Below are 23688 nucleotides of genomic sequence, written 5' to 3' on the forward strand. Positions count from 1 at the left end.
TCGGAAATTAAGCCGAGCGCGGCGCAAGCCGATTTTTTCGAGAAGCCGCCCCTACCCCTATCGGAAAAAATACGGCGCATGCGGAGAATTTTTTTTGTTGCATTAATTTTATTGCGCAACAGTATTGACGACTTCTTTAACCAGAAAGTGTATTATTATGGTATCGTACAAAGAATTAGGTCTTGTTAACACGCGCGAGCTTTTCAAAAAAGCAATCGCAGGTCATTATGCGATTCCCGCGTTTAACTTCAACAACATGGAACAAATGCAGGCCATCGTTCAGGCTTGCGTCGAAAAAAAGTCCCCCGTTATCTTGCAGGTTTCGAGCGGCGCGCGTAAATACGCAAACCAGACGATCCTCCGCTACATGGCGCAGGGCGCGTGCGAATACGCAAAGGAACTCGGCTGCAATATTCCGATTGTCCTCCACCTCGACCACGGCGACACTTTCGAACTCTGCAAATCGTGCGTTGAATACGGTTTCTCGTCGGTCATGATCGACGGCTCGGCGCACTCGTACGACGACAACGTCGCCCTCACAAAGAAGGTCGTTGAATTCGCGCACGCGCACGATGTCACGGTCGAAGGCGAACTCGGCGTCCTCGCGGGCATCGAAGACGAAGTTTCGCACGAAACGCACTCGTACACGCGCCCCGAAGAAGTCGAAGACTTCGTAAGCAAGACGGGCGTAGACTCGCTGGCAATTTCCATCGGCACATCGCACGGCGCGTACAAGTTCAAGCCCGAACAGTGCACGCGCGACGAAAACGGCCGCCTCGTTCCGCCGCCGCTCCGCTTCGACATTCTCAAAGAAATCGAAAAGCGTATTCCCGGCTTCCCGATTGTCCTCCACGGTTCGTCCTCGGTTCCGCAGCAGTATGTTGACGAAATCAACAAATACGGCGGCAAGCTCGAAGCGGCGGTCGGTATCCCCGAAGAACAGCTCCGCGAAGCCTCGAAGTCGGCGGTTTGCAAAATCAACATCGACTCCGACGGCCGTCTGGCGATGACTGCGGCAATCCGCAAGGTATTCGTCGAAAAGCCCGCGGAATTCGACCCCCGCAAATACCTCGGCCCCGCGCGCGACGAGCTCAAAAAGCTCTACATGCACAAGGTCGAAAACGTCCTCGGTTCGGCGAACAAGGCGTAGTCTTTGCGACTCGCAAAAACGGGGGGCTTCCGCCCCCGCAACGCGTCGGCTCCCAAACGCCGACAGACAAAAAACACGGGTTCAAGCCCGTGTTTTTTTTTGCGTCCTCCCGCCGAGCAATATCTAAGCCGAATTTTGGGGACTGTTTTTTCGTCCTCCCCACGCTTGTGCCAAAATTGGCACACCTTAGGGAAAAAATGGCACAGCCGCGGACGCGCCCGTTTGCGCTTTTGCCTTGAAATCATGCCGTTGCGAATTGGCACACAGACTGCTATTTGAAAGGCAATATGAGTAATATTGACGCAGAAAAATTTACGGAAAAGAGCCTTGAAGCCCTCAAAGGCGCAAGCGAAATTGCAAAGGAGCGCGGGAACACGGAAATCCTGCAAGTGCATCTCCTTGCGAGCCTGATTGCGCAGGAGGGCGGAATTGTAGGCTCTATCCTCAACAAGCTCGGCTCGGACAAACGCTCCGCGCTCGAACTTGGTATTCGCCGCGTTCTCGACAACCTTCCGAAAGTCGGCGGATCGAATACCGACCCCTATCTCAGCACGGGGCTGTCGGCAACGCTCGACCGCGCCGCATCAATCGCAAAACAGATGTCCGACGACTTCGTTTCGACCGAACACCTTTTGATTGCAATCGTCGAAAAACCCGATCCTCAGGAGATTGCAAACCTGTTCAGAAGCCTGCAAATAACGCGTTCGGGAGTGGAGGAAGTTGTCTCGCAAATGCGCGGGTCGGCGCACGTCAACACAAAGACGCCGGAGGCGACCTACGACGTGCTTGAAAAGTACGGCGCAAACCTTGTAATGCTCGCCCGCGAGGGCAAGCTCGACCCCGTCATCGGCAGGGACGACGAAATTAGCAGGGTAATCAGAATACTTTCGAGAAAAACGAAAAACAACCCCGTTCTCATCGGCGAACCCGGCGTAGGCAAAACCGCAATCGCCGAGGGCTTGGCGCAGCGCATTGTCCGCCGCGACGTCCCCGAAGGGCTGAAAGACAAGACGGTCTTCGCGCTCGACATGGGCTCGCTTATCGCGGGCGCAAAATACCGCGGCGAATTCGAGGAAAGGCTGAAAGCCGTCCTCAACAAGGTGAAGGAGTCGGAGGGCAAGATAATCCTGTTCATCGACGAGCTTCATACGATTGTCGGCGCGGGAAAGTCGGAGGGTTCAATGGACGCTTCGAACATGCTAAAACCCATGCTCGCCCGCGGCGAACTCCGCTGCGTGGGAGCTACCACACTCGACGAATACCGCCAGTACATTGAAAAAGATCCCGCCCTCGAACGCAGATTCCAGAGCGTGTACGTCGCCGAACCCGACGTCGAAACGAGCATCGCAATTTTGCGCGGACTTAAAGAGCGTTTCGAAACATTCCACGGCGTGCACATTCAGGACCGCGCCCTCGTGGAGGCGGCAAACCTCAGCAACAGGTACATCACTGGCAGACAGCTCCCCGACAAGGCAATCGACCTCGTGGACGAAGCTTGCGCGAGAATCAAAACGCAGCTCGACTCCATGCCCGCGGAGCTCGACCTCCTGCTGAGAAAACTCCGCAGGCTCGAAATAGAGGAAACCGCCCTCGTGAAAGAGGAGCACGACGACAAGCGGCTCGCCGAAGTCCGCAAGGAACTCGCCGAAATGCGCGAAAAGGCGAACGCCATGAAAGCGCAGTGGGAAGAGGAAAAACAGGCGACCGACAAAGCCGTAAAACTCCGCGAGCAAATCGAAGCCGCAAAAATCAAGATGGAACGCGCCGAACGCGAGTACAACCTCACGCAGGCGGCGGAAATAAAATACGGCGAACTTCCGAAACTCGAAGAAGCCCTCAAAAAGGCGATGAGCGAGGAAATGAGCGAATCCGCGCTCGTAAAGGAAAGCGTCAGCGCGGACGAAATCGCGGCAATCGTCGCCGACTGGACAGGCATTCCCGTCAAAAAGCTGCTCGAAACCGAGCGCGAGAAACTGCTTAAACTCCCCGAAATCCTCCACAAGAGGGTAATCGGACAGTCCGAGGCTGTGGACAGCGTTTCCGACGCAATCCTCAGGTCGCGCGCGGGTATCCAAGACCCAAAACGCCCGACAGGCTCTTTCATGTTCCTGGGGCCCACGGGCGTCGGCAAAACCGAGCTTGCAAAAACGCTTTCGGAGGCGCTCTTCAACAGCGAGGACAACATCGTGAGAATCGACATGTCCGAGTACATGGAAAAGCACTCCGTGGCGCGGCTAATCGGCGCGCCCCCCGGCTACGTCGGCTACGAACAGGGCGGACAGCTCACCGAAGCCGTGCGGCGCAGACCGTACAGCGTGGTTCTCTTCGACGAAATCGAAAAGGCGCACCCCGAAGTGCTCAACACGCTGCTGCAAGTGCTCGACGACGGCATTCTGACCGACTCGCAGGGACGCAGGGTAGACTTCAAAAACACGGTAATCATCATGACCTCCAACATCGGCGCGCGCTTCATCACCGACGGCGCGCTCGACGACAAGGGCGAGCTTTCCGCCTCCGCGCGGGAAGCCGTCATGACCGAAGTCCGCGCCCACTTCAAGCCCGAATTCCTCAACAGAATCGACGACATCGTAATCTTCAAGGCATTGCAGCTCGACGAAATCGTAAAGATTGTAAAACTGCAAATAGACTCGCTCAACAAGCGGCTCGAAGCGCAGAACATAAAAGTAGAGCTTACCAAGAAAGCGTACGAGTTCCTCGCCGACAAGGCTTACGACCCGCTCTACGGGGCGCGTCCGCTCAAACGGGTAATCAACAACAAGATTGAAAACCCGCTCGCCCGCGCAATCATTTCGGGAAAAATCAGGGAGGGCGACACCATGAAGTTCACCGAAAAGGAACTTCAAGACTAAGCCCTCCTTCGAATCGGGGCGCACGGCGCAAACGCGCCACTCCGCCCCGACCGAAAAAAGCAAACGCCGCGCATTGCAAAATGCGCGGCGTTTTTTTGCGCCCGCTTTGACCGACACTCCGCAAAGCAAACACAACACACGGCACGCCCCCGCGAAAGCGGCGTAAGGCCTACAAAAGCTCGACCGCCACGGCGTCCGCCACAAGCCTCCCGCTCTGCGTAAGGCGGATTCTCCCGCCGTCGATTTCAAGCAGGTTTTGCGCCGCAAGAAACGCGAGCGGCTCGCGGTATTTTTCGGAATCTGCCGACGGAAAGCGGCGGCGCAATAAATCGAAATCGACGCCGTCGTTCATGCGCAGCCCGAAAATCAACGCGCTCGAAAACATCTCGGAATCGTCGAGCGGCACAACGTCGCATTCCGCGGGAACGCCCGCGTTTACGCCGCAAAGCCACGTTCCGAAATCGGGCGCGTTGCGGAAACGCCGCCCCACGAACTGCGACGCCCCCGCAGGCCCGAAGCCGAGCCACTGCGCCATGTGCCAAGTTGAAAGGTTGTGCAGACACCTCGCGCCGCCCTTGGCGTAGTTCGAAATTTCGTACTGCCCAAAACCGAGCTCGGGAAGCCTGCCGAAAGCTATTTCGAGAAAGTCGCCCTCGCGCTCCGCATTGGCGTAGTCGCCGCCGCGCCCGCCGCAGCACGACGTCGCGCTCTCGAATTCGAGACAGTACGCGCTGATGTGGTCGACGGGGCAGACGGCGGCTTTGTCTATGTCGGCAAGCCACGCTTCGGGAGTCTGCCCCTCCGCGCCGAAAATCAGGTCTATCGAAAAATGCGGGAAGCCCGCGTCGGCAACGCGCCCAATCGCCTCCATCGTGGCTTTGAGCGTATGCCTGCGGCCGAGAACGCGCAGCGTGCCTTCGTCGAAACTCTGCACGCCCATCGAAATGCGGGACACCCCGACGCGCTTGAACGCCTCCAAACGCGCCCGCGTGGCGTTGGTCGGCGCAACCTCGACAGTCCATTCGTCCGTCGGCAGAAGCCCGTCGAAAGACTCCGCAAGCGTTTCAATCCTCCGCTCGTCGAGAACCGACGGCGTTCCTCCGCCCCAAAACATGGTCTGCGGGCGCGGCAAACTCCCCCCGTTTAGCGACTTGCGCAGGGCGATTTCCGCGCCCACGCCGCGCACGAACGCGTCGAGGTCGGCGGAAGTCGGAGCGCGCTTGTAGAAGCGGCAGTAGTCGCAGCTCTGGGCGCAAAACGGAACGTGTAGATATATTCCGAAATTTTCGAAAATGTCTTGCATACGTCGGACTTTTTTTTATATAGATGCGACATTATTTTAAACCTATGAATAAAGCAAAGAAATTTGTATCCGTATGCGCGGCGGCCGCCGCAATGCTCGCGGCGGGCTGTTCGGGGCTTACAAACCTCACGCCCGAACGCGTACCCGAAAACTCCTCGCGCGTGTACACGCTCAGCATGAGCGCGTACATCAACGACGGCTCGCTTGTGCGCGACTCCATCGAACCTTTCGTGGTAATCGACGAACAGATTATCCCCATGAAGGAAATCAAGGACATGAAGTACGACCGCCTCTACGAGTACGACTACACCCTCCCGAAGGGAAGAAACGAGGCGAAATACTACTTTCTGCTGAAATATAAAGTGTCGAACAACATCGACGGCGTAAAGAAAGACCGCGAAATGAAAAGCCCCACGGTCTACACGCTCAAACCCGCGACGCGCTATATAGTGAACATGCAAAACGAACGCGGCCCCGTGGGCGCGTCGGTCACGGTTCTCGGACGCGGCTTCGACAAGCAGGACGTTATCCGCGTGGGCGGCGTGGACGCCGACACCGAATACCTCTCGCGCTCCACGCTCAGCTTCGTGGTTCCCCCGCTGAAATCGGGCAAGACATACGACGTCGAACTCATCGGCGAAAAAGGCGAAATCTGGATTGGCGCGTTCCGCGTCGACACCGCAAAAATGGGCGTTTCGCCCTCGTCAATCACGCTCGCTGGCGGCGACATCGTCAACATGATTTTCGACATCGGCTTCAAAGCCCCCAAGGGCGGATACCCGATTGACGTAAAGACGAACATTCCAAGCTCGATAATTATGGACGACGTCGTAGTTCCCGAAGGACAAAGCTCGGTCAGCGTAATGCTCAAAGCCGCCGCCCCCGGAAAGGGATTCCTCTACGTCAACGGTCTGGGCTTCAACGAAACGACAGTTCCCGTGGTCGTCAACCGCGCCGACACAGCCGAACCCGTAATGACGGAAGCCGCGGGCGCAATCAACGAAATCAACACGAATGCCGAAAAATAGCATTCCGTAGAATTTTAAAGGCGGGCATTTGCGTCGCAGGATGCAATCCCCGCCTTTTTTTTCGATAAAAACAAATGCCGAAAGGAAAGAATATGGCGGACAAAAAAGTCAGGACTAAAAAAAACCAGCACAGGGTTGTTGTGAAAAACGTCGCGCTTGAAGACGAGCAAATCAGCAGCGAACAGCCGATAGAATGCCTGTTCTCGGACGTGTCGCCGAGACTCATGCGCATCATGCGCGACCTCCTCTCGCCGGCATTCATTTTCGAAAAGGAGAAAATCCAGAACACAATCACATTCTTCGGCTCGGCGCGGATTAAGCCCGAGGAGGACGCGAAGGAGGCTCTCGCCGAACTGAAAAAACGCCCCGCAAAAACGGCGGAATACAAGCAGAAACTCGCCGCCGCAAAAGAAGCGGTCGCGATGTCGAAATACTACACCGCCGCATGCGAACTTGCCCGCAGACTCCAAGAATGGTTCAACATGCTCCCCCTCCCCGACGACCAGAAATTCTACATCATGACGGGCGGCGGCCCCGGCATCATGGAGGCCGCGGGCAAGGGCGCGCACATCGCCGGAGGCACGCCGGTGGGGGCGACAATCCTCATTACCGACGAACAGCGCAGAAACCCGTATGTTGACAAGGGCGTGTGGGTGAACTTCCACTACTTCCTCATGCGCAAATTCTGGCTGCTGTTCTTCGCAAAGGCTCTCGTAGTGTTCCCCGGAGGGACGGGAACTTTCGACGAATTTTTCGAAGTGTTCACGCTGATGAAAACGCGCAAGACAGCGAGGAAAATCCCGACAATCCTGTTCGGACGCAAATTCTGGAAGGGCTGCCTGAACTTCGAAACGCTCATAAAGGCGGACGTAATCACGCGCGACGACCTCGACTTCTTCGTCTACGCCGACACTGTTGACGAAGCGTTCGACTACCTTACAAGGGAAATCTCCGCCTACCTGAAAAAGGCGAAACTCATAAAATAGCGCGGCAATTTCCGCACGGCTTCCGCAAACTCCGCCCAAACACGGCGGAGTTTTTTGCGGGCGCAGACGCGGGCTGATTTTGCCGAATAAAACGGAGAGCATGCCGCTTGCGGCGCGGCGCGTTGTGTTTGCGCGTGGCAAGGCGCGCTACTTAATTTTTGCGGACAAGAGGCAAAGAGCGTCGAAGCAGTAAGCAACGAGGGCGCAGCAGGCACGGGCGAAATGCGAGCACAGCAGGACGCGAACGAGCGCAACGTGGCGGGTGTGGATGGGCGCAACACAGCGCGTGTGGGCACAAAAAAACCGCGTCCGAAGACGCGGTTTTTGAGGAGATTTACAAACCTATTTTCTGCGGCGGTAGACCGCCATAGCAAGCGCGATTGCCCCGAAAATCGCCGCCCATTCCGCGGGTTCGGGTATCACGTAGTTGAGGTAGCCGTTTTGGTGCTGCCAGACGCCGCCGCTGAGCAATTCGCCCGACTTGTCGTACGCGATAATCGTGATTGTGGATTTACCCTTTGTAATCACGCCGCCCGAAATATCGCAACCGCTATCCATTTGGATGTCGTCGATTTTGACAATGTCGTTTGCGAAGTCCGTCAAGATGAGGTTTGCGAGGGTGTCCGCCGCGCCGCCGTCGTCGGGGCGAAGCAAGCCGATATGCAGAAGCGACGCTCCGCCGAGGTTGATTGTCAAATCAATAGCCTCTCCCGGATTGCCGCCCGCGTAGCCCTTGAATGCAAGAATCGTGAAGTTGTACGACTGCCCTTCCGAGAGCGTAAGGAAGTTGTTTGAAGTTCTTATGACCGCAAGTCTGCCCGTGTAGGACGAACCGCCGCCCAATAACAATTCTTTTGCGCTGTCGTAGCCTACTGTGCTGGTGCCTACCGCGGGGCTGAACAAGATGTTATTACCGGCGATTCTCGAAGTGGCATCAACCGAAATGGTGCCGCCGTTTGCGATTAAAAGCGAAGTTCTGTCTGTTTTCATTGCAAGCGTACCGCCGTCCGAAATGCTAAGCGTTCCCATCTTGACGATGCCCGTCAGAGAGTCCGTCTTGCCCGTAAGATTAAGCGTGCCGCCCGCGATTGAAATATTTGCAAGCGATGTCAATTTTCCATACGTATTCGCTTCCGCGAGGGTGTTGTTGATGTCCAATACCCCGCCATTGCCGATTGTAAGAGAGCCCAAGACCCATTCGTTCGCGACGGCATTGGCATATTTATCGTAATCGGAACCGCTGCTGGCATACACAACATGCCCCGAAATGTTCAATTCCGTTTCCGCGTTGACCGTAATGTAGTTAGCGGTAAGCGTTTTGCCGTCGGCTACGGCAAGTCTGGAAACGCCGGACTTCGCCTGCGTTCGCATCGTGCCGACAAGACCGTCGGAAACGAATTTGATATCGCCATCGCGCGAGCTGCGGAGTTCGAGAGCGCGTTTCGAAAAATCTACATTTTCGCCGAAGCTTATCGAACCGCCGCTCGTTGCGATATTGCCGTTGAGCGTGCCGTTAAGCTCGAACGAGCCGCCGTAGACTGCCGCCATGCCTGTCATGACGCCCGTTTCGCCGACAATAAGTTTTGCCCCTGTGTAAACCTGAGTGCCAGACATGTTTGAGTACGAACCGTTAACGGTCATGGTAGACGCGCCTCCCAGCACGGCGGTCGTGAACGAATCGTCGGGAGTAATATAAACGGTCGCGCCGTTGTCGATTGTAAAGGAAGAACCGTTTAAAACTCTCAGTTTGCCCTTGTTTTGGATTTCACCGCCGCTTCTTACGGTCATGTTCGTATTGTTCAGCACAAGCGAATCAACCTTGGTGCCCGTAAGATTGAGCGTGCCGTCTACATAGAACATGGAGTCGGTGTACGAAGCCTCGGACGTTCTCAGCTTGCCGATTACATTTGCCGACTTGGTTTCAAGCGTTACATTTTTGCCGATTGTGAAAGTTCTGCCCGTCTTGCCCAGAGCGACGTTGCCGTGTACATAGTCGGCGTCGTTGGAAGCCAAATTGACGTTAAAGCCCTTTTCGTTCGTCGCCTTGACGGTGATTGCCGAGCCGGCCGCCGATTCGAGCGAATATCCCGCGGAAGAAACCCCGCTTCCGTACGCGTTGTATTGGAAATTTTCGAGCACGGAAAACGACGTATCCTTTTCGAGCAGAATGTGGTAGGTAGCGTGGTATCCCTTGCCGCCGGAACTATACAGGAAAGTGCCGAGGGTGTCGGTGGACGATTTCAGATAGTAGTCTGCCCACGAGGTCATTTCAGAGTCAAGGCGGTTCGTTTTCAAAATAACGTCCGAACCGTCGAGAATTGCCGCGTTTTCGGGACTTGTGTTTGTGGTGACGAACAAGTCTTTTGCGCACAAACTGTCCGACGCAAACGCGGCAGCGGCGGCGGACAATGCTAATAGCAGTTTTTTCATGATAACAATCTCCTATAATGTAGTTGTTAATAGATGGTTTAATTCGGCTTGGTAATAAAATAAAAGAGCAAGTTTCTATTTTCGTCAACACCGAGATACGTATTTTTTGTTAAACTGTTTACCTTGCGTTAATTGATTACATTTCAATGCGTTGCGAACTTTGTTCAAATTTCCGAACATTAATTTACGGAATTTTTTGTAGCGAATTTTGCGAAAAAAAAACTCCCCCGAAATCCCCAAGAACGCGGACGGAAATTTTTGGCTTGAAAACGCGCCGACGCGCTTTTATTAGTCCGAACATGAAAAAAATTACAACGCTCCTTTTCTGCTTGCTGGCGGCGGTATCGTTCGCCGCCGAAAAAACCGCCGCCCCTATCGACTCCGATTGGAAGGGCAAAAACGTCGCATTCCTCGGAGACTCCATCACCGACAAAATCTACGCCTGCTCAAAAAAGAACTACTGGCAGTTTTTGGAGGAGTCGCTCGGAATAGCCGCGCGCGTCTACGCAATCAACGGCAACACTTTCGGCGGCGTCCTCAAACAGGCGCAAAAACTCAAAGCCGAACGCCCCGACATCGACGCAATCATAATCTTTGCGGGCACAAACGACTTCAACGGCGGCGCACCCCTCGGCGACTGGTACACCCTCGGCGACGAGCAGACAAACGCCGACGGCAAAACCGTTGTCCGCAAACGCCGCGCGTTCTCGACCGATACAAAAACGTTCCGCGGCAGAATAAATGCGGTTCTCGGCTTTTTGAAGGAAAACTTCCCCGACGCGCAAATCGTACTTCTTACGCCGATACACAGAAGCTACGCAAAGTTCGGCGAAAAAAACGTCCAGCCCGACGAGTCCTTCCCCAACCGAATCGGTCTTTATATAGACTCGTACGTCGACGCGGTCAAGGAGGCTGGCAACGTGTGGGCGGTGCCCGTAATAGACCTCAACGCCCTTTGCGGTCTTCACCCCAACACGCCCGCCCACGCGAAATATTTTGCAAACAAAGACACCGACCGTCTCCACCCCAACGCCGACGGGCACTACCGCATAGCAAAAACCCTCGCGCGGCAGCTCGCAAGCCTCCCCGCAAATTTCGAGTAATTTAAAACGGAGCTAATCGGGCGCGGTGCGGCTGGCGCAAAGCACGGAACGAAAAAAAAATTCCGCGCCGAAGAGGACGCGGGAAATTTAGCCGCAAAAACCTAACGCGGCAAGCGCGCTTTCGCGCGAACTTCCGCCGCCCGTACGCGCGTCTTCCGTCGTTTAGATTGCGCTTTCGCGTCCGTCCTAAAACTGCGGCGCATGTGCATGCGAAAAAGAAAACCGACGACGCAACCCCCGCCAGTCGAAACTTCCGCAATTCGGAGGCTACTTTTTCAGGCGCAGCATTTCGTCGAGCACATTCTGCGGGACGAACTCGCTGACGCGTTCGGGTGCGTAGGCGGCAACCTGCTTGATTATCGTGGAGCTTGTGTAAAAATACTTGTGGCTCGGCATCAGGAAAATCGTCTCGACGCCGCCGTCGAGATGCCTGTTCATCTGCGCAAGCTGGAACTCGAACTCGAAGTCCGACACCGCGCGAAGCCCGCGTATGATGGCTACGGCTTTGTGCTCGCGGGCGAAATCCACGGTAAGGTCGTCAAACTTGCGAACCTCCACATTCGGCATGTCTGCAAGATTTTCGGCGAAAAGGCGCACGCGGGTATCGACGTCGAACAGCGGCCCCTTGCCCGCGTTCGGGGCAACCGCAACGATTACTTCGTCGAACATTTTGGCGGCGCGGCGGAGAACATCGATGTGCCCGTTCGTAACGGGGTCGAATGTTCCGGGGTAGATTGCGGTTTTCTTTTCCATATAAATTTCCGTCGGATTTCTCTTGTTTTAGCTATTATTCTTGTAAAATCGAAAAAATCTATCAACACTATTTTACAATGAATTTTCCAAACACTCTCACGATTCTGCGGATTCTGCTGACATTCTGCGCGGTCGCGCTCGTCTGCACCGACGTCCGATACTGTGCGCTCGCGGCGTTCTTCGTGTACGTCGTAGCGGGCACGACCGACTGGTTCGACGGATACCTCGCAAGAAAATACAACGCCGTTACCGTCTTCGGCAAATTCATGGACGCCCTCAGCGACAAAATCATGGTCGTTACAATGTTCATGACGCTCTTCGCCCTCGACATGTACCGAGACTGGACCCTTGCCGCCCTCGTCTGCGCAATAGCCTCCGTCACGCGCGAATTCGCCGTGAGCGGAATACGAATGGTTGCCTCGAACGCGGGAATCGTGCTCGCCGCCGAAAAAATGGGCAAATACAAGGCGGCTTTCCAGATGTACTCCGTGGGCGCAATTATCCTCGCCTTCGCAATGAAGGTGGACTTCGGGACGACGCGCGGGTTCGTGGCGGAATTCGCGTACGGCTCTGGAATCGCAACGCTGCTGCTTTCGACAGTGCTCTCGGTGTGGTCGGGGCTTGGATATATCCGCCGATACGGACATTTGCTGAAAGGCTAAACCATGACCGTGCGCAAAAAATTCTATCCGTGGGCGGCGACACTGCCCAAAAATGTCTCCGTAAATATCGCAACACTCTTCGGGCTCGGCAATTTGAAAGCCCCCGGAACGTGGGGCTCGGCGGCTGGCGTGCTCTTCTACTGGCTCGTATTTTCGGGACTCGGCGGCGACGGCGCGCTCGGATTTTTCAGATACATTCTCTTCGCGGCACTGCTGACCTACCTTGCGGTGGGCATCTGCGACGCCGCCGAACGCGCCATCGGCATGCGCGACCCCGGGAAAATCATTCTCGACGAATTCGTGGCGATGAACTTCTGCTTTCTGCCGCTTTCCGCCGAACCGTATAGCGCGTTCGGATTGCTGCTGGGCTTCGGGCTTTTCAGGTTCTTCGACATAAAAAAGCCGCTCGGAATCTCGAAATTGCAATCATTGGAGGGCGGGCTTGGGTGCGTAGCCGACGATATCGCGGCCGCGCTTGTCTCGTGCATAGCACTCAACGTAGCGGCTCTTGGAGTGCCTACAATTTACGCATAAGAACGCGCAAGGCAAACTCATGGAAACGCGCGGAAAATAAAAACATAAAATTTCTAAAAAAAAGCTTGCCAACAGACGCGCCATTCATACATTGATTGCTTTAATTTCTTTAAGGGCCGATAGCTCAACGGTAGAGCAGTTGCCTTTTAAGCAATTGGTTCCGAGTTCGAATCTCGGTCGGCCTACTTAAAGGAAACAAAACTTAAAAACTCGCAAGATAGCTACTTGCGAGTTTTTTTGTGCCCAAATTTCCAAGAAATTTATATCCACCCAAATTATCCATTTTATCCACCTTAAAAGGAAATCAGGTGGATAAAAGTGGACATTTCAAGTGGATAAAAAGTCCACTTTTTTATCCACCTCAAATCGATTTATTGGAACAAAATATTAGCTTTTCAAAAGCCCCGCATAAGCAAAAAAAGTCGCGCACATACACGCGGGGTTAAGTGCGGGCGGGTTAGTACGATAGTTTTGGTAGCGGCGATTATGTCGCGAAAAGCTCAATGTTATGAACACAAAATTCAATGGTAGTCCCGTCAAGCTTGGCGGGAATTTTGCGGAGGTCGGCGCGAAAGCCCCCGACTTCAAAATGGTCAAGTCCGACCTCAGCAACTTCACGCTCGGAAGTGTGGCGGGCAAGCGTCTGCTCCTGAACATATTTCCGAGTCTCGACACCTCAGTTTGCGCGATGTCGGTGCGGAAATTCAACAAGATGGCGTCCGAAATCAAAGACGTTCTCGTTCTCTGCATTTCGAAAGACCTCCCGTTTGCCCAGAAGCGTTTTTGCACGACCGAAAACATCGCGAACGTCATTCCCCTTTCCGACTGCCGCATCGGCTCGACTTTCGGCGCAGACTACGGGGTAATCATTACAGACGGCGTTTTGGAGGGGCTTTTTGCCCGCGCGGTTATTGTAATTTCGCCCGACGGGAAAATCGAGTATGCCGCGCTTTCGCCCGAAATCACGAAAGAGCCCGACTACGACGCCGCGATGGCGGCTCTTGCAAAAGCCTAAGCCTTTTCGGCTTTTCCGAGAGCGCGCGCAGCATATTCCGAGGGAAATTTCCGCCCGAGAAAAATCGGCGCATTAGTGTTTGCGGGCTGCGCGGAAATTCCGCGGCGGAAGTCCGCGTTAGTTGCGGGAACCTCCGCGCTGTCCGTTTTTGAATCCGTTGCCGCCCCATTTGCGTTCCCTTACGGGCACGGGCTTTGCGGAAAAATGTTTTTTCACGACCGACGGTTCTGCGGCGAGCGTCTTGAACAGCGGCGGGCAGAACGCAGTGCGCATTATGCGTTCGGAGCTCATTTCGACGTAGTCGGCGTCGCCCACCCTGATTTTAATTTTGTGTTCGATTGCGTCGCCCTTTGCGTCTTCGTAGACGCCGTGCGCGAGAATTTTCACGAAGCGTTCTGCGCGGGAGTCGGGGTCGAGCAGCCATTCGATATTTTCGCAATACGCCGAGATTGCGGAGGGCATCGACATGACGGTTTCGCCGTTGAAGCGCAGTTCCGAGCCGTCCTTGCTTTGGCATTCGCCGATGACGCAAACGCAGTCGCCGTCGCGCACGCGCGAGAAATATTCGGAGAAGGCGTCGGGGAAGAGGTTAATCTGCCAGACTTTCGAGTTGTCCCTGCCCGACAGCGTGAAGTAGCACCACGGTTTGTTGTCCTTTTTTGTGAGCTTTTTCACGACGTTCGACACCACGCCACACGCGCGGAACGGCAGGCGTTTGATGCGTTTGACGGCGTCGCTTGCGGGAATTTCGTCGAGGGCGTCGTCGAAGCCCGCGTACTCGTTCATTGGGTGTCCCGAAACGTAGAAGCTAAGAAGCTCCTTTTCGGCGAAGAGTTTTTCGGCGAGCGGCATTGTCGGTTTCGAGGTGTCTATCACGTTGTCGGACATCGATTTTCCGCCGCCCATATCGAGCATGTCGAAGAGGTTTGTCTGTCCCGTTTTTGCGTCCTCCTCCGCCTCCGCCGACTGCATCATGATTGCCTCTACCGAGTTGAGCAGGTGCCCGCGGTCGATTTCGAAAGAGTCGAACGCGCCCGTCTTTATGAGGTTTTCGAACACGCGCTTGTTGAGCGATTTCGAGCCTATGCGCGAAACGAAGTCGAAGGCGTCCTTGAAAGGCCCGTTTGCGTCGCGCTCCCTCACAATCGCCTCCGCCGCGACGCCGCCTATTCCCTTGATTGCGGCGAGTCCGAAGCGGATTGAACCGGCCGATTTTTCGAACATCTGCCCGTCGAGGTCGGGCTTCCAGTTCGGGTCGATAATTGGCGTGAAATTTTCGCGCGAAATGTTGATGTCGGGGCCGAGAACCCTGATGTTTATAGCCTCCGCCGACTCTATGAACTTCGACACCTTGTCCATGTTGCCGAGTTCGCTCGAAAGCAGGGCCGCCATGAATTCCACGGGGTAGTTAGCCTTCAAGTACGCCGTGCGGTAGCTGAGCATTGCGTACGCCGCCGAGTGCGATTTGTTGAAGCCGTACTGCGCGAATTTTTCGAGCACGGCGAAGATGTCCTCCGCCTCCTTGGCGGGCATGTTGTTGAATTTTTCCGCCTTTGAAATGAAAATCGCCTTTTGCTGCGCCATGACTTCGGGCTTCTTTTTGCCCATGGCGCGGCGGAGAATGTCGGCCTCGCCGAGCGTGTAGCCCGCGATGATTCGCGCCGCCATCATGACCTGCTCCTGATAGACGAGCACGCCGTAGGTTTCCTGCACCAAGTCTTTGAGGAGCGGGTGCGGAACGTGCATTTTTGATGGGTTTTTTTTAGCCTCGATGAACTGGTCGATGAACTGCATCGGGCCGGGGCGGTAGAGCGCGATGAGCGCGATGATTTCCTCGAACACACTAAGCCCGATTCTGCGGCAGAGATTCTGCATGCCCTCGCTTTCAAGCTGGAAGACGCCGACGGTAATGCCGCTGTTGAGCAGTTTGTATGTGGCGGGGTCTTCGAGTATGATTTCCTCGATGTCGAAATTGTTGTGGCGCGTGCGGCGCACGTTGTCCTGGGCGTCGGAGATTACGGTGAGGGTTTTGAGTCCGAGGAAGTCGGCTTTGAGCAGCCCCAGCTCTTCGACGGGGGTTTTTGCGAACTGCGTCGTGAGCGTTTTTTCCTGCGTCATCATGGGCACCACGTTGTCGAGTTTCTGGTCGCCGATGATGATGCCGCAGGCGTGCTTGCCGAGCTGGCGAATCATGCCCTCCAAGACTTCGCCCTGTTCGAAGATGTGGCGCACTTCGGGGTCGTGCTCGACCTCGTTGCGGAGTTCCGCCGACATTTCCAGAGCTTTTTTGAGCGTCATTTTCAGCTCGTCGGGAACCATTTTCGCGATGGCGTTTGCGCGGTCGAAGGGAATGCCGTTGACGCGCGCCAAGTCGCGCACGACCGCCTTTGCGCCGAGCTTGCCGTATGTCACGATGTTCGACACCCTGTCCACGCCGTACTTGCGGCGGACGTATTCGATGACGTCGCCGCGGCGGCGTTCGCAGAAGTCTACGTCGAAGTCGGGCGGCGACACGCGTTCGAGCGAAAGCATACGCTCGAAAAGCAGGTTGAAGCGGATAGGCTCGATGTCGGTGATTTTGATGAGGTACGCAATCATGCAGCCCGCGCCGCTACCGCGCCCGGGGCCTACGGGGATGCCGTGGCTTCGCGCCCAGTTGATGAAGTCGTACACGATTAGGAAGTAGTCTACAAAGCCCGCGCCAACGATAATCGAAAGCTCGTAGTCGAGCTTGTCGCGCAGGAACTGGGCGCGGTCGGGACGCTCGTTGGGCTTGGGAACGTAGGCTTCGGGGTGGTCGTAGTCTACGCCGTATCGTTTCATCATGCCCTTTTTGGAAAGGTCGAAAAGCAGGAGACCGTTTTTCATCAGCTCCTTCCTGCGTTCGGGCGAAAGCGAGAAATCGTCGGGCTTGCCGTTCTGCCGCAGAACCTCGTTTTTCTTCACGACGTAGAGGTCGAGAATGCGGTTGAAGTTGGTTTCGTCGCGGTCGTAGACAATGTCGACGGGCTGCTCGTACTTGGGGTAGTGGTTCTCGCCCATCGGGATTTTAATATCGACGCCCTCGGCAAGCTCGACGGTGTTGTCGAGAGCCTCGTGGAGTTCGGGGAAGATTGCCTCCATCTCCTCGCGGGTCTTGATGTAGAACTCGTTGTTTGGGTAGCGCATGCGGTCGGCGTCCGACACGAGCGAGCCCGTGTTTATGCACAGCATTGCGTCGTGCGCGTCGGCGTCCTTTTTGTAGACGTAGTGGCTGTCGTTTGTGGCTACCATCTTCAAGCCGAACTCGCGCGCGAGCTTCACAAGACCGGGGATAACCTTTTTGTCGGCGGGCAGAAAGTGGTTCTGCAATTCGATGTAGTAGTTTTCCCTGCCGAAAATATCGACGAAGTTCGCGGTGACGCGGCGGGCGTTCTCGTAGTCGGAGTACAGCAGATACTGCGACGCCACGCCGTTGATGCAGCCGCTGAGGGCGATTATCCCCTTCGAATATTTTGCGAGCGTTTCGAAGTCTATTCTCGGCTTGCGGTAGAAGCCGCGCTCGTAGGATTCGCTCGTGAGCTTTGCGAGGTTCAGAAAGCCCTCGTAGTTGCGGGCAAGGAGCGTCTTGTGGTGGATTTGGTACTTGGGGTAGTTCTGCGGGTTCAACAAAGAGGGGTCGCTCTCGATGCCGTCGATGTCGTCCGACTTGTCCTTGTCGCGGACGGACTTCATCAGCTCCTTGATGTCGTCGTTGAGGGTGTGGTCGTTGATGTAGTACGCCTCCATGCCGATAATCGGCTTTATGCCCGCCTTGTTCGCCGCCTGATAGAAGTCTATCGCGCCGCACATGTTGCCGTGGTCGGTCATGGCGACAGCGGGCATGCCAAGTTCCTTCACGCGGTTTACGAGGACGGGAAGCTTTGCGCAGCCGTCGAGAACGGAGTAGTCGGTGTGGACGTGGAGGTGTACGAAATTTGCCATTTTGCGGAGATAAAAATACGTCTGAATGAAAACATCGGGCGGCGTTTTTTGCAACAAAATCATTGGCGAAAATGCCCGATCGGGGGTCGGGAAAGTATTTTTTCAAAAAAAACAGTTGCATTTTCCGCCGAGGAGCTTTTAATCCAACAACTTTATTGATTAAAAAAGGAGAATTTTATGTCACAACACAACAGCTTCAAAAGCGGCGGCTCCGCATCTTCCAAAAAACGCAGCGTTCTCAAACGCTTCGAACGCATTGACCTGCTCCGCAAACGCGGCCAGATTAAGGAAGTAACCCGCGTAACGGGTCTCCCCAAAACAAAGCCCGCCGAATAAGCCCAAAGCTTCCGAACGGACTATTGCGCGCCCTCGACTTTCCGTCGGCGCGTTTTTTTGTTTGATATGCCCGAAAGCAAAAAAAACGCAATCCGCCGCCCGCGCCCCGAAATTATGGCACCCGCGGGCGATTTTGCGTGCCTCGACGCCGCAATAAAGGCGGGCGCGGACGCCGTGTACTTCGGAATAAAGGGCTTCAACATGCGCGCGGGCGCAAAAAACTTCGAAGCGGCGGACTTGAAGAGAATCGCAAAAATCTGCCGCGCCGCTGGCGTCAAAACATACATTACGCTCAACACGATTTACTACGACTCCGAGCTCAAAAAGCTCGATTCCCTCGTCGGGAAAATTGCCGCCGCGGGCATAGACGCCGTCATCGCGTGGGACTTCGCGGTTTTCGAAGCCGCAAAAAGACGCGGCGTTGAGGTGTTCCTCTCGACGCAGGCGAGCGTCGCAAACACGGCGGCGGCGGCAATGTATTTCGAAAAATTCGGAATCAAAAGGTTCGTGCTCGCGCGGGAATGCTCGCTTTGCGACATCGCGAAAATCAGGGGCGGTCTGCGCCGCAGATTCGGGAGGGACGCGGACATAAAAATAGAGGTTTTCGCGCACGGGGCAATGTGCGTGTCGCAAAGCGGCAGGTGCTTTATGTCCACTTTCGCGTGCGGCAAAAGCGCAAACAGGGGCGAGTGCATGCAGCCGTGCCGCCGCGAATACAAAATAGAGGACGCAAACGGAAAGGGCTTTGTGGTCGGCAACGGATACGTCATGAGCCCAAAAGACCTCTGCACCATTCCGTTTATCGAAAAAATCTTCGAGGCGGGCGCGGACTCGCTGAAAATAGAGGGGCGCAACAGAAACCCAGAATACGTTTTCGAGACGGTCTCCGCATACCTAAAACTGCGCGACTTCTACTTCGACAACCGCAGCGAAGACGGCTTCGAAGAAGACTTCGCGCGGGAAAAATCCGCCGCGCTCGAACGCGTCTCGACCGTGTTCAACAGGGGATTCTCGGACGGATTTTTCATGGGCAAACCCGTCGGCGACTGGACTTCCGACGGCAACAAGGCGACGGAAAAAAAGGCGATTGTGGGGCACGTCGTAAAATTCTTTCCGAAAATCTCGGTCGCCGAAATTTCAATAGACGCCGAACCGCTCTGCGTCGGCGACAAGATTTTCGCCGAGGGCGACAAGTCGGGATTCTCCGCATTCGCGGTTGAGAGCATGCAAATAGACGGCAAAAACGTGCTGTCGGCAAAAAAGGGCGAACATGTCGGAATAAAAGTTCCGTCGCCCCTGCGCAGGCTCGACAGAATTTACAAATCAAAGAAAGCGTAAAAAACCGGCCGCCGAATTTCGAGGTCGGTTTTCGTTTTCCGAAACGGAAATTTTTACGCGCGGGCGAAGCGCAAAACAACGGCGCGGATTATTTCCGCCGCCTTCGCCATGTCGGCCTCCGTGAGGGTCGGGTGGATAAGCGTCATAACTCCGGTGTCGCGCAATACGGCGGCGTTCGGCAACTGCGTTTCGTCTTTCGACAGCCCCGCCTTTTTGAAGCAGTTTTCGTTCGAAACGTTCCAGCACGTTCCGCTCATCGCGGGAACGCCCTCGGCGTTTATCGCGTCGATTACGTCGAGAACCGTTGTGCCCTCTTTGAGTTTCGAGAAATCGAGGAAGAAATAGAACTTGTAGTTCGCGTGAACGCAGTCGGCGGGAACTTTCTGCAAACGAACGGCGTCTAGCGGCGCGAGGGCGTCGGCGAGAATCTTCGCGTTGCGCGCGCGCTTCGCGCTCCATTCGGGCAGATTCGCCAAGCCGCGAATGCCCAAAACAGCCTGCATCTCGGTCATGCGCATGTTCGTGCCGAAAGTTTCGAGATACCAGCGGAAGCCCGCGGGGTGCTGGGCGTGGAAAACCAAATCGTAGTCGCGCCCGTGGTCTTTGAACGACCACATTTTGCGCCAAACCGCCTCGCTGTTCGTAGTGACCGCGCCGCCCTCGCCGCCCGTGGTTATGATTTTGTCCTGACAGAACGACCACGCGCCGACGTCGCCGATTGTGCCGACACTGCGCCCCTTGTACTTTGCGCCGTGCGCCTGGGCGCAGTCTTCGATAACGAAAAGATTGTGCCTGCGGGCGACGTCCATGATTGCGTCCATGTCGCAGGGGAAGCCCATGAGGTGGACGGCGATTACCGCCTTTGTCTTCGGAGTGATGAGCTTTTCGATTTCGGAGGGCATGATATCCTGCGAATTTAAATCGACGTCGGCGACAATCGGAGTCGCGCCGCGCATGACGATTGAACTTGCCGATGCCATGAACGTGCGGCACGGAACAATAACCTCGTCGCCCGCGCCGACGCCCAAACCTTCGAGAGCAAGCTCAAGGGCGGTCGTGCCGTTGCTTACGGCGATTGCGAACTTCGCGCCCGTGTAGTCGCAAAGAGCCTTTTCGAAAGCCAGATTTTTGTCGCCCGTCCAGCGGTTGATTTTTCCGCTTGCGAGCACTTCGGATACCGCCGCAATGTCGGCATCGTCGAAATGCGGCCATTTTTTGTAGTTTTCGCTAATCATTTTTTCGGCATGGGATTTTTGCCGAACAAGCCCGCCTTGCAAGGAAAAAAGCTAAGCTCTAAAAATCCCCACCACAAAAAACCGCAACACCACGCAAAATATAAAGCAACACAAAATCATACAAAACATCAATACCTATTGCGCACGAAAAAAAGCGGACGCACCTTCCTACCCCACAATGAACAAACATGTACATATGGCAAACAACATAAACAGTACCGACTGCCGCGCGGAAATTACACAACAAAAATAAGCAGTTCCACGCCGCGCCCCGACGGAAACGAAATGCCCCTCGTTTTCGTTTCCGTCCCCCTCCGTGCGCATTAAGCGCACTCTGATTTTCCCATACTCATAGGAACGCGGAAAGCTACCCATGCAAAAAATTCCGCCGCAACCATGGCAACCAATAAAAAATATCACCATGTAATATACAAAAAACGCGATATTTCGGGCATCGCGAAAGTCCCAAATATCGCGTTTTTCTCTAAACTCCGCGCGGCGGCTGCCGCGCTGTCGAGGCTTGCGAGGTTGCACGCAGAAATGCGGCTTTGCGAAGCAAGGCGACGGGAGTGTACTCTCGTACATGACCGAAGCCGCGCGAGCGAAACGCATTTATATGCCGACCCCGCAAGCCCTCCTAAATCTCCTTGCACGCATTGAGCGTGCCAACACTATCTCCTATCCCAAATCGACGAGCTTGCCTGCGACGGCCGCATGCGCCACCATCAAAGGACTCATCAATATCGTGCGGCCGGTGGGGCTGCCCTGACGACCCTTGAAGTTGCGGTTCGAAGTCGAAGCGCAAAGCTGATCGCCGACGAGCTTGTCGTCGTTCATGGCAAGGCACATCGAGCAGCCCGCCTGACGCCACTGGAAGCCCGCTTCCGTAAAGATTTTGTCGAGACCCTTTTCGCGCGCGATTGCATCGACAATCTGCGAACCGGGGACTGCGAGAGCCTTGACGCCCGCGGCAACCTTTTTGCCTTTGAGGTATTCGGCGGCGGCTTCGAAGTCTGAAAGCCTGCCGTTCGTGCACGAGCCAATGAACGCGACGTCGATTTTCGTCCCCGCGATGGGCGTGCCCGATTTCAGCTTCATATAGACGAGGGCGTCCTCGGCGTCCTTGCGCTGGGTGGGGTCTGCAATAGTTGCGGGGTCGGGGATATTTTCGTCGATAAACACCGCCTGCGACGGGTTCACGCCCCAAGTTACCGTCGGGCGGATTTCCGCGCCGTCGAAGTCAACCACATCGTCGTACTGGCAGCCCTCGTCGGAGGCAATCGTCTTCCAGTACTCTACCGCCTTGTCGAAATCTTCGCCCTTGGGCGCGTAGGGTCTGCCTTTGAGGTACGCAAAAGTTTTTTCGTCGGGGTTGATGTAGCCGATTCTCGCGCCGCCCTCGATTGCCATGTTGCAGACGGTCATTCTGCCCTCCATGGACATGTCGTCAAAGACCTTTCCGCCGAATTCATAGGCGTAGCCGATGCCGCCGTTAACGCCGAGCTTGCGGATAATGTGGAGCGCGACGTCCTTGGGCGTTATGCCTTTTTTGAGCGAGCCGTTCACGTTGACGCGGCGGACTTTAAGCTTTTTGAAAGAAAGCGTCTGCGTGGCGAGAACGTTGCGGACTTGGCTTGTACCGATGCCGAACGCGATTGCGCCGAACGCGCCGTGGGTCGCCGTGTGCGAGTCTCCGCAGGCGACAGTCATTCCGGGGTGGATAAGCCCCTGTTCGGGCATTACGACGTGGATTACGCCTTGCTTGCCCGTCGTGGAGTCGAAGAAAGTAATGCCGTTGTCGGCGCAATTTTTGCGGATTGCCGTGAGCATTTCGTACGCAGTCGCGCTCTTGTAGGGTTCGGTGCGGTCGTCGGTGGGAATGATGTGGTCAACCGTGGCGTATGTGCGCGACGGGTACTTCACGGGCAGTTTGAGCGTGCGGAGCATGCCGAACGCCTGCGGGCTTGTCACTTCGTGGAGCAGATGAGTGCCGACGAGCAGTTGAGTCGAACCGTCGGGCAGCTCCCTGACGGCGTGTTTTTCCCATACTTTTTCAAAAAGCGTCTTTTTCATAATTGCGTTTGCGTAGTGTTGTAAATACAAATCGGCGCGGATTCAATCCCGTCGAAAACCGAAAGGACAGCCGCGCCGATAAATCCGAATTAGTCTACGAGCGAACCGTCGAGGTCTTCGTTGGAGTAGACATTCTGCACGTCTTCCAAGTCGTCGAGAGCGTCGGTAAGCTTTACGATTTTCTTTGCGAGTTCGGGGTCGGTAATGACGGTTTCCGAATTCGGAATCCATGCGATTTCCGAGTCTTCCGTTTCGATGCCCGCCTTTTCGAGAGCTTCGCCGACCGCGTTGAACGCGGAAATAGGGCACAGGATTTCGAAATAGTCGCCGTTATTGCGGATATCCTCCGCGCCTGCGTCGAGAACTACGTCCATGAGGGCGTCTTCCGTCGTCTTTTCGGTGCTGACGATAAACTGTCCCTGTTTTGTGAAGTTGAATTGGAGCGCGCCGGGGGTCGCGAGGTTGCCGCCGTTCTTTGTGAACGTGCTGCGGACATCGCTTGCCGCGCGGTTCTTGTTGTCGGTGGTAACTTCGACGATAATGCCGATACCGCCGGGGCCGTAGCCTTCGTAAATAAGCTGTTCGTAAACGACGCCGGGGAGTTCCCCCGTACCCTTTTTGATTGCCCTATCGACGTTGTCGGCGGGCATATTGGCAGCTTTCGCCTTCTGCAAAAGCATGCGCAAACGCGCGTTTGTTGTGGGGTCTCCGCCGCCGTCTTTCGCCGCGAGGGTCAAATCCTTACTCAGAGAGCTGAAAATTTTGCCTCTTTTTGCGTCTACGGCTGCCTTGTGTCTTTTAGTTGTTGCCCATTTACTATGACCGGACATTTGTTTTTCTCCTGTTATTTTAGAGTGTTGATTTTATCACATTTCTACTCTTGAAAAGTAAAATTAAGCCCTATGGCCC

17 protein-coding genes and 1 tRNA gene are annotated in these 23688 nt (G+C 55.2%); 11 read left to right on the plus strand and 7 right to left on the minus strand.

The window, feature by feature from the left end:
* Window positions 1-157 precede the first annotated feature (157 nt).
* Together P3B99_003605 and clpB are read left to right on the plus strand one after the other, a co-directional pair.
* Window positions 158-1150 carry a class II fructose-bisphosphate aldolase gene (locus tag P3B99_003605; GenBank protein WYJ08211.1) on the plus strand — a complete coding sequence of 331 codons (993 nt, stop codon included), beginning with the start codon at window positions 158-160 and terminating at the stop codon, window positions 1148-1150.
* 296 nt (window positions 1151-1446) lie between these two features.
* Complete coding sequence (clpB, locus tag P3B99_003610) at window positions 1447-4020, plus strand: ATP-dependent chaperone ClpB (protein WYJ08439.1); 2574 nt, start codon at window positions 1447-1449, stop codon at window positions 4018-4020.
* Between the two features lie 169 nt (window positions 4021-4189).
* Here the strand turns inward: clpB and P3B99_003615 are convergent, their stop codons facing one another.
* Entirely contained in the window at window positions 4190-5323 is a 1134-nt protein-coding gene (locus P3B99_003615) for a coproporphyrinogen-III oxidase family protein (GenBank protein WYJ08212.1), read from the minus strand.
* Window positions 5324-5367: 44 nt separating this feature from the next.
* Between P3B99_003615 and P3B99_003620 the strand changes: the two genes are divergently transcribed.
* The gene (locus tag P3B99_003620) at window positions 5368-6351 is read left to right on the plus strand and encodes an IPT/TIG domain-containing protein (protein ID WYJ08213.1); all 984 of its coding nucleotides are present in this window, start codon (window positions 5368-5370) and stop codon (window positions 6349-6351) included.
* A 92-nt stretch (window positions 6352-6443) separates the two neighbouring features.
* Window positions 6444-7337 carry an LOG family protein gene (locus P3B99_003625; protein ID WYJ08214.1) on the plus strand — a complete coding sequence of 298 codons (894 nt, stop codon included), beginning with the start codon at window positions 6444-6446 and terminating at the stop codon, window positions 7335-7337.
* Window positions 7338-7679: 342 nt separating this feature from the next.
* Here the strand turns inward: P3B99_003625 and P3B99_003630 are convergent, their stop codons facing one another.
* Window positions 7680-9767, minus strand: a complete 2088-nt coding sequence (locus P3B99_003630; protein ID WYJ08215.1) for a hypothetical protein — start codon at window positions 9765-9767, stop codon at window positions 7680-7682.
* Window positions 9768-10066: 299 nt separating this feature from the next.
* Here P3B99_003630 and P3B99_003635 point away from each other — a divergent pair, with 299 nt between their 5' ends.
* Window positions 10067-10870, plus strand: a complete 804-nt coding sequence (locus P3B99_003635; GenBank protein ID WYJ08216.1) for an SGNH/GDSL hydrolase family protein — start codon at window positions 10067-10069, stop codon at window positions 10868-10870.
* A 267-nt stretch (window positions 10871-11137) separates the two neighbouring features.
* Here the strand turns inward: P3B99_003635 and coaD are convergent, their stop codons facing one another.
* On the minus strand, window positions 11138-11623 hold the full coding sequence (coaD, locus tag P3B99_003640) for a pantetheine-phosphate adenylyltransferase (GenBank protein ID WYJ08217.1): 486 nt from the start codon (window positions 11621-11623) through the stop codon (window positions 11138-11140).
* A gap of 77 nt (window positions 11624-11700) precedes the next feature.
* Here coaD and pgsA point away from each other — a divergent pair, with 77 nt between their 5' ends.
* The 4 genes from pgsA (at window position 11701) to tpx (ending at window position 13834) form a co-directional block, all read left to right on the plus strand.
* A complete protein-coding gene (gene pgsA / locus P3B99_003645; protein WYJ08218.1) occupies window positions 11701-12285 on the plus strand; it encodes a CDP-diacylglycerol--glycerol-3-phosphate 3-phosphatidyltransferase in 585 nt (194 codons plus the stop codon).
* Between the two features lie 3 nt (window positions 12286-12288).
* Complete coding sequence (locus P3B99_003650) at window positions 12289-12819, plus strand: phosphatidylglycerophosphatase A (protein ID WYJ08219.1); 531 nt, start codon at window positions 12289-12291, stop codon at window positions 12817-12819.
* 113 nt (window positions 12820-12932) lie between these two features.
* Window positions 12933-13004, plus strand: a tRNA-Lys gene (locus P3B99_003655).
* A 323-nt stretch (window positions 13005-13327) separates the two neighbouring features.
* A complete protein-coding gene (gene tpx, locus P3B99_003660) occupies window positions 13328-13834 on the plus strand; it encodes a thiol peroxidase (GenBank protein ID WYJ08220.1) in 507 nt (168 codons plus the stop codon).
* A gap of 117 nt (window positions 13835-13951) precedes the next feature.
* Here tpx and dnaE read toward each other — a convergent pair whose 3' ends face one another.
* The gene (gene dnaE, locus P3B99_003665; protein ID WYJ08221.1) at window positions 13952-17797 is read right to left on the minus strand and encodes a DNA polymerase III subunit alpha; all 3846 of its coding nucleotides are present in this window, start codon (window positions 17795-17797) and stop codon (window positions 13952-13954) included.
* A 177-nt stretch (window positions 17798-17974) separates the two neighbouring features.
* Here dnaE and P3B99_003670 point away from each other — a divergent pair, with 177 nt between their 5' ends.
* Together P3B99_003670 and P3B99_003675 are read left to right on the plus strand one after the other, a co-directional pair.
* A complete protein-coding gene (locus P3B99_003670) occupies window positions 17975-18133 on the plus strand; it encodes a small basic protein (GenBank protein WYJ08222.1) in 159 nt (52 codons plus the stop codon).
* 66 nt (window positions 18134-18199) lie between these two features.
* Window positions 18200-19471, plus strand: a complete 1272-nt coding sequence (locus tag P3B99_003675; GenBank protein WYJ08223.1) for a peptidase U32 family protein — start codon at window positions 18200-18202, stop codon at window positions 19469-19471.
* A 53-nt stretch (window positions 19472-19524) separates the two neighbouring features.
* Here P3B99_003675 and P3B99_003680 read toward each other — a convergent pair whose 3' ends face one another.
* The 3 genes from P3B99_003680 to P3B99_003690 form a co-directional block, all read right to left on the minus strand.
* Entirely contained in the window at window positions 19525-20706 is a 1182-nt protein-coding gene (locus P3B99_003680; protein WYJ08224.1) for a DegT/DnrJ/EryC1/StrS aminotransferase family protein, read from the minus strand.
* A 678-nt stretch (window positions 20707-21384) separates the two neighbouring features.
* The gene (gene leuC, locus P3B99_003685; GenBank protein ID WYJ08225.1) at window positions 21385-22779 is read right to left on the minus strand and encodes a 3-isopropylmalate dehydratase large subunit; all 1395 of its coding nucleotides are present in this window, start codon (window positions 22777-22779) and stop codon (window positions 21385-21387) included.
* Between the two features lie 89 nt (window positions 22780-22868).
* Window positions 22869-23609 carry a YebC/PmpR family DNA-binding transcriptional regulator gene (locus P3B99_003690; GenBank protein WYJ08226.1) on the minus strand — a complete coding sequence of 247 codons (741 nt, stop codon included), beginning with the start codon at window positions 23607-23609 and terminating at the stop codon, window positions 22869-22871.
* Between the last annotated feature and the right edge of the window lie 79 nt (window positions 23610-23688).

It is taken from the genome of Opitutia bacterium KCR 482 (assembly GCA_029269845.2).
Lineage (GTDB): Bacteria > Verrucomicrobiota > Verrucomicrobiia > Opitutales > Intestinicryptomonadaceae > Merdousia.

Coding starts and splice junctions, on each gene's coding strand:
- P3B99_003605 (WYJ08211.1), top strand. CDS start 158: ATGGTATCGTACAAAGAATTAGGTCTTGTTAACACGCGCGAGCTTTTC.
- P3B99_003615 (WYJ08212.1), bottom strand. CDS start 5,323: ATGCAAGACATTTTCGAAAATTTCGGAATATATCTACACGTTCCGTTT.
- P3B99_003620 (WYJ08213.1), top strand. CDS start 5,368: ATGAATAAAGCAAAGAAATTTGTATCCGTATGCGCGGCGGCCGCCGCA.
- P3B99_003625 (WYJ08214.1), top strand. CDS start 6,444: ATGGCGGACAAAAAAGTCAGGACTAAAAAAAACCAGCACAGGGTTGTT.
- P3B99_003630 (WYJ08215.1), bottom strand. CDS start 9,767: ATGAAAAAACTGCTATTAGCATTGTCCGCCGCCGCTGCCGCGTTTGCG.
- P3B99_003635 (WYJ08216.1), top strand. CDS start 10,067: ATGAAAAAAATTACAACGCTCCTTTTCTGCTTGCTGGCGGCGGTATCG.
- coaD (WYJ08217.1), bottom strand. CDS start 11,623: ATGGAAAAGAAAACCGCAATCTACCCCGGAACATTCGACCCCGTTACG.
- pgsA (WYJ08218.1), top strand. CDS start 11,701: ATGAATTTTCCAAACACTCTCACGATTCTGCGGATTCTGCTGACATTC.
- P3B99_003650 (WYJ08219.1), top strand. CDS start 12,289: ATGACCGTGCGCAAAAAATTCTATCCGTGGGCGGCGACACTGCCCAAA.
- tpx (WYJ08220.1), top strand. CDS start 13,328: ATGAACACAAAATTCAATGGTAGTCCCGTCAAGCTTGGCGGGAATTTT.
- dnaE (WYJ08221.1), bottom strand. CDS start 17,797: ATGGCAAATTTCGTACACCTCCACGTCCACACCGACTACTCCGTTCTC.
- P3B99_003670 (WYJ08222.1), top strand. CDS start 17,975: ATGTCACAACACAACAGCTTCAAAAGCGGCGGCTCCGCATCTTCCAAA.
- P3B99_003675 (WYJ08223.1), top strand. CDS start 18,200: ATGCCCGAAAGCAAAAAAAACGCAATCCGCCGCCCGCGCCCCGAAATT.
- P3B99_003680 (WYJ08224.1), bottom strand. CDS start 20,706: ATGATTAGCGAAAACTACAAAAAATGGCCGCATTTCGACGATGCCGAC.
- leuC (WYJ08225.1), bottom strand. CDS start 22,779: ATGAAAAAGACGCTTTTTGAAAAAGTATGGGAAAAACACGCCGTCAGG.
- P3B99_003690 (WYJ08226.1), bottom strand. CDS start 23,609: ATGTCCGGTCATAGTAAATGGGCAACAACTAAAAGACACAAGGCAGCC.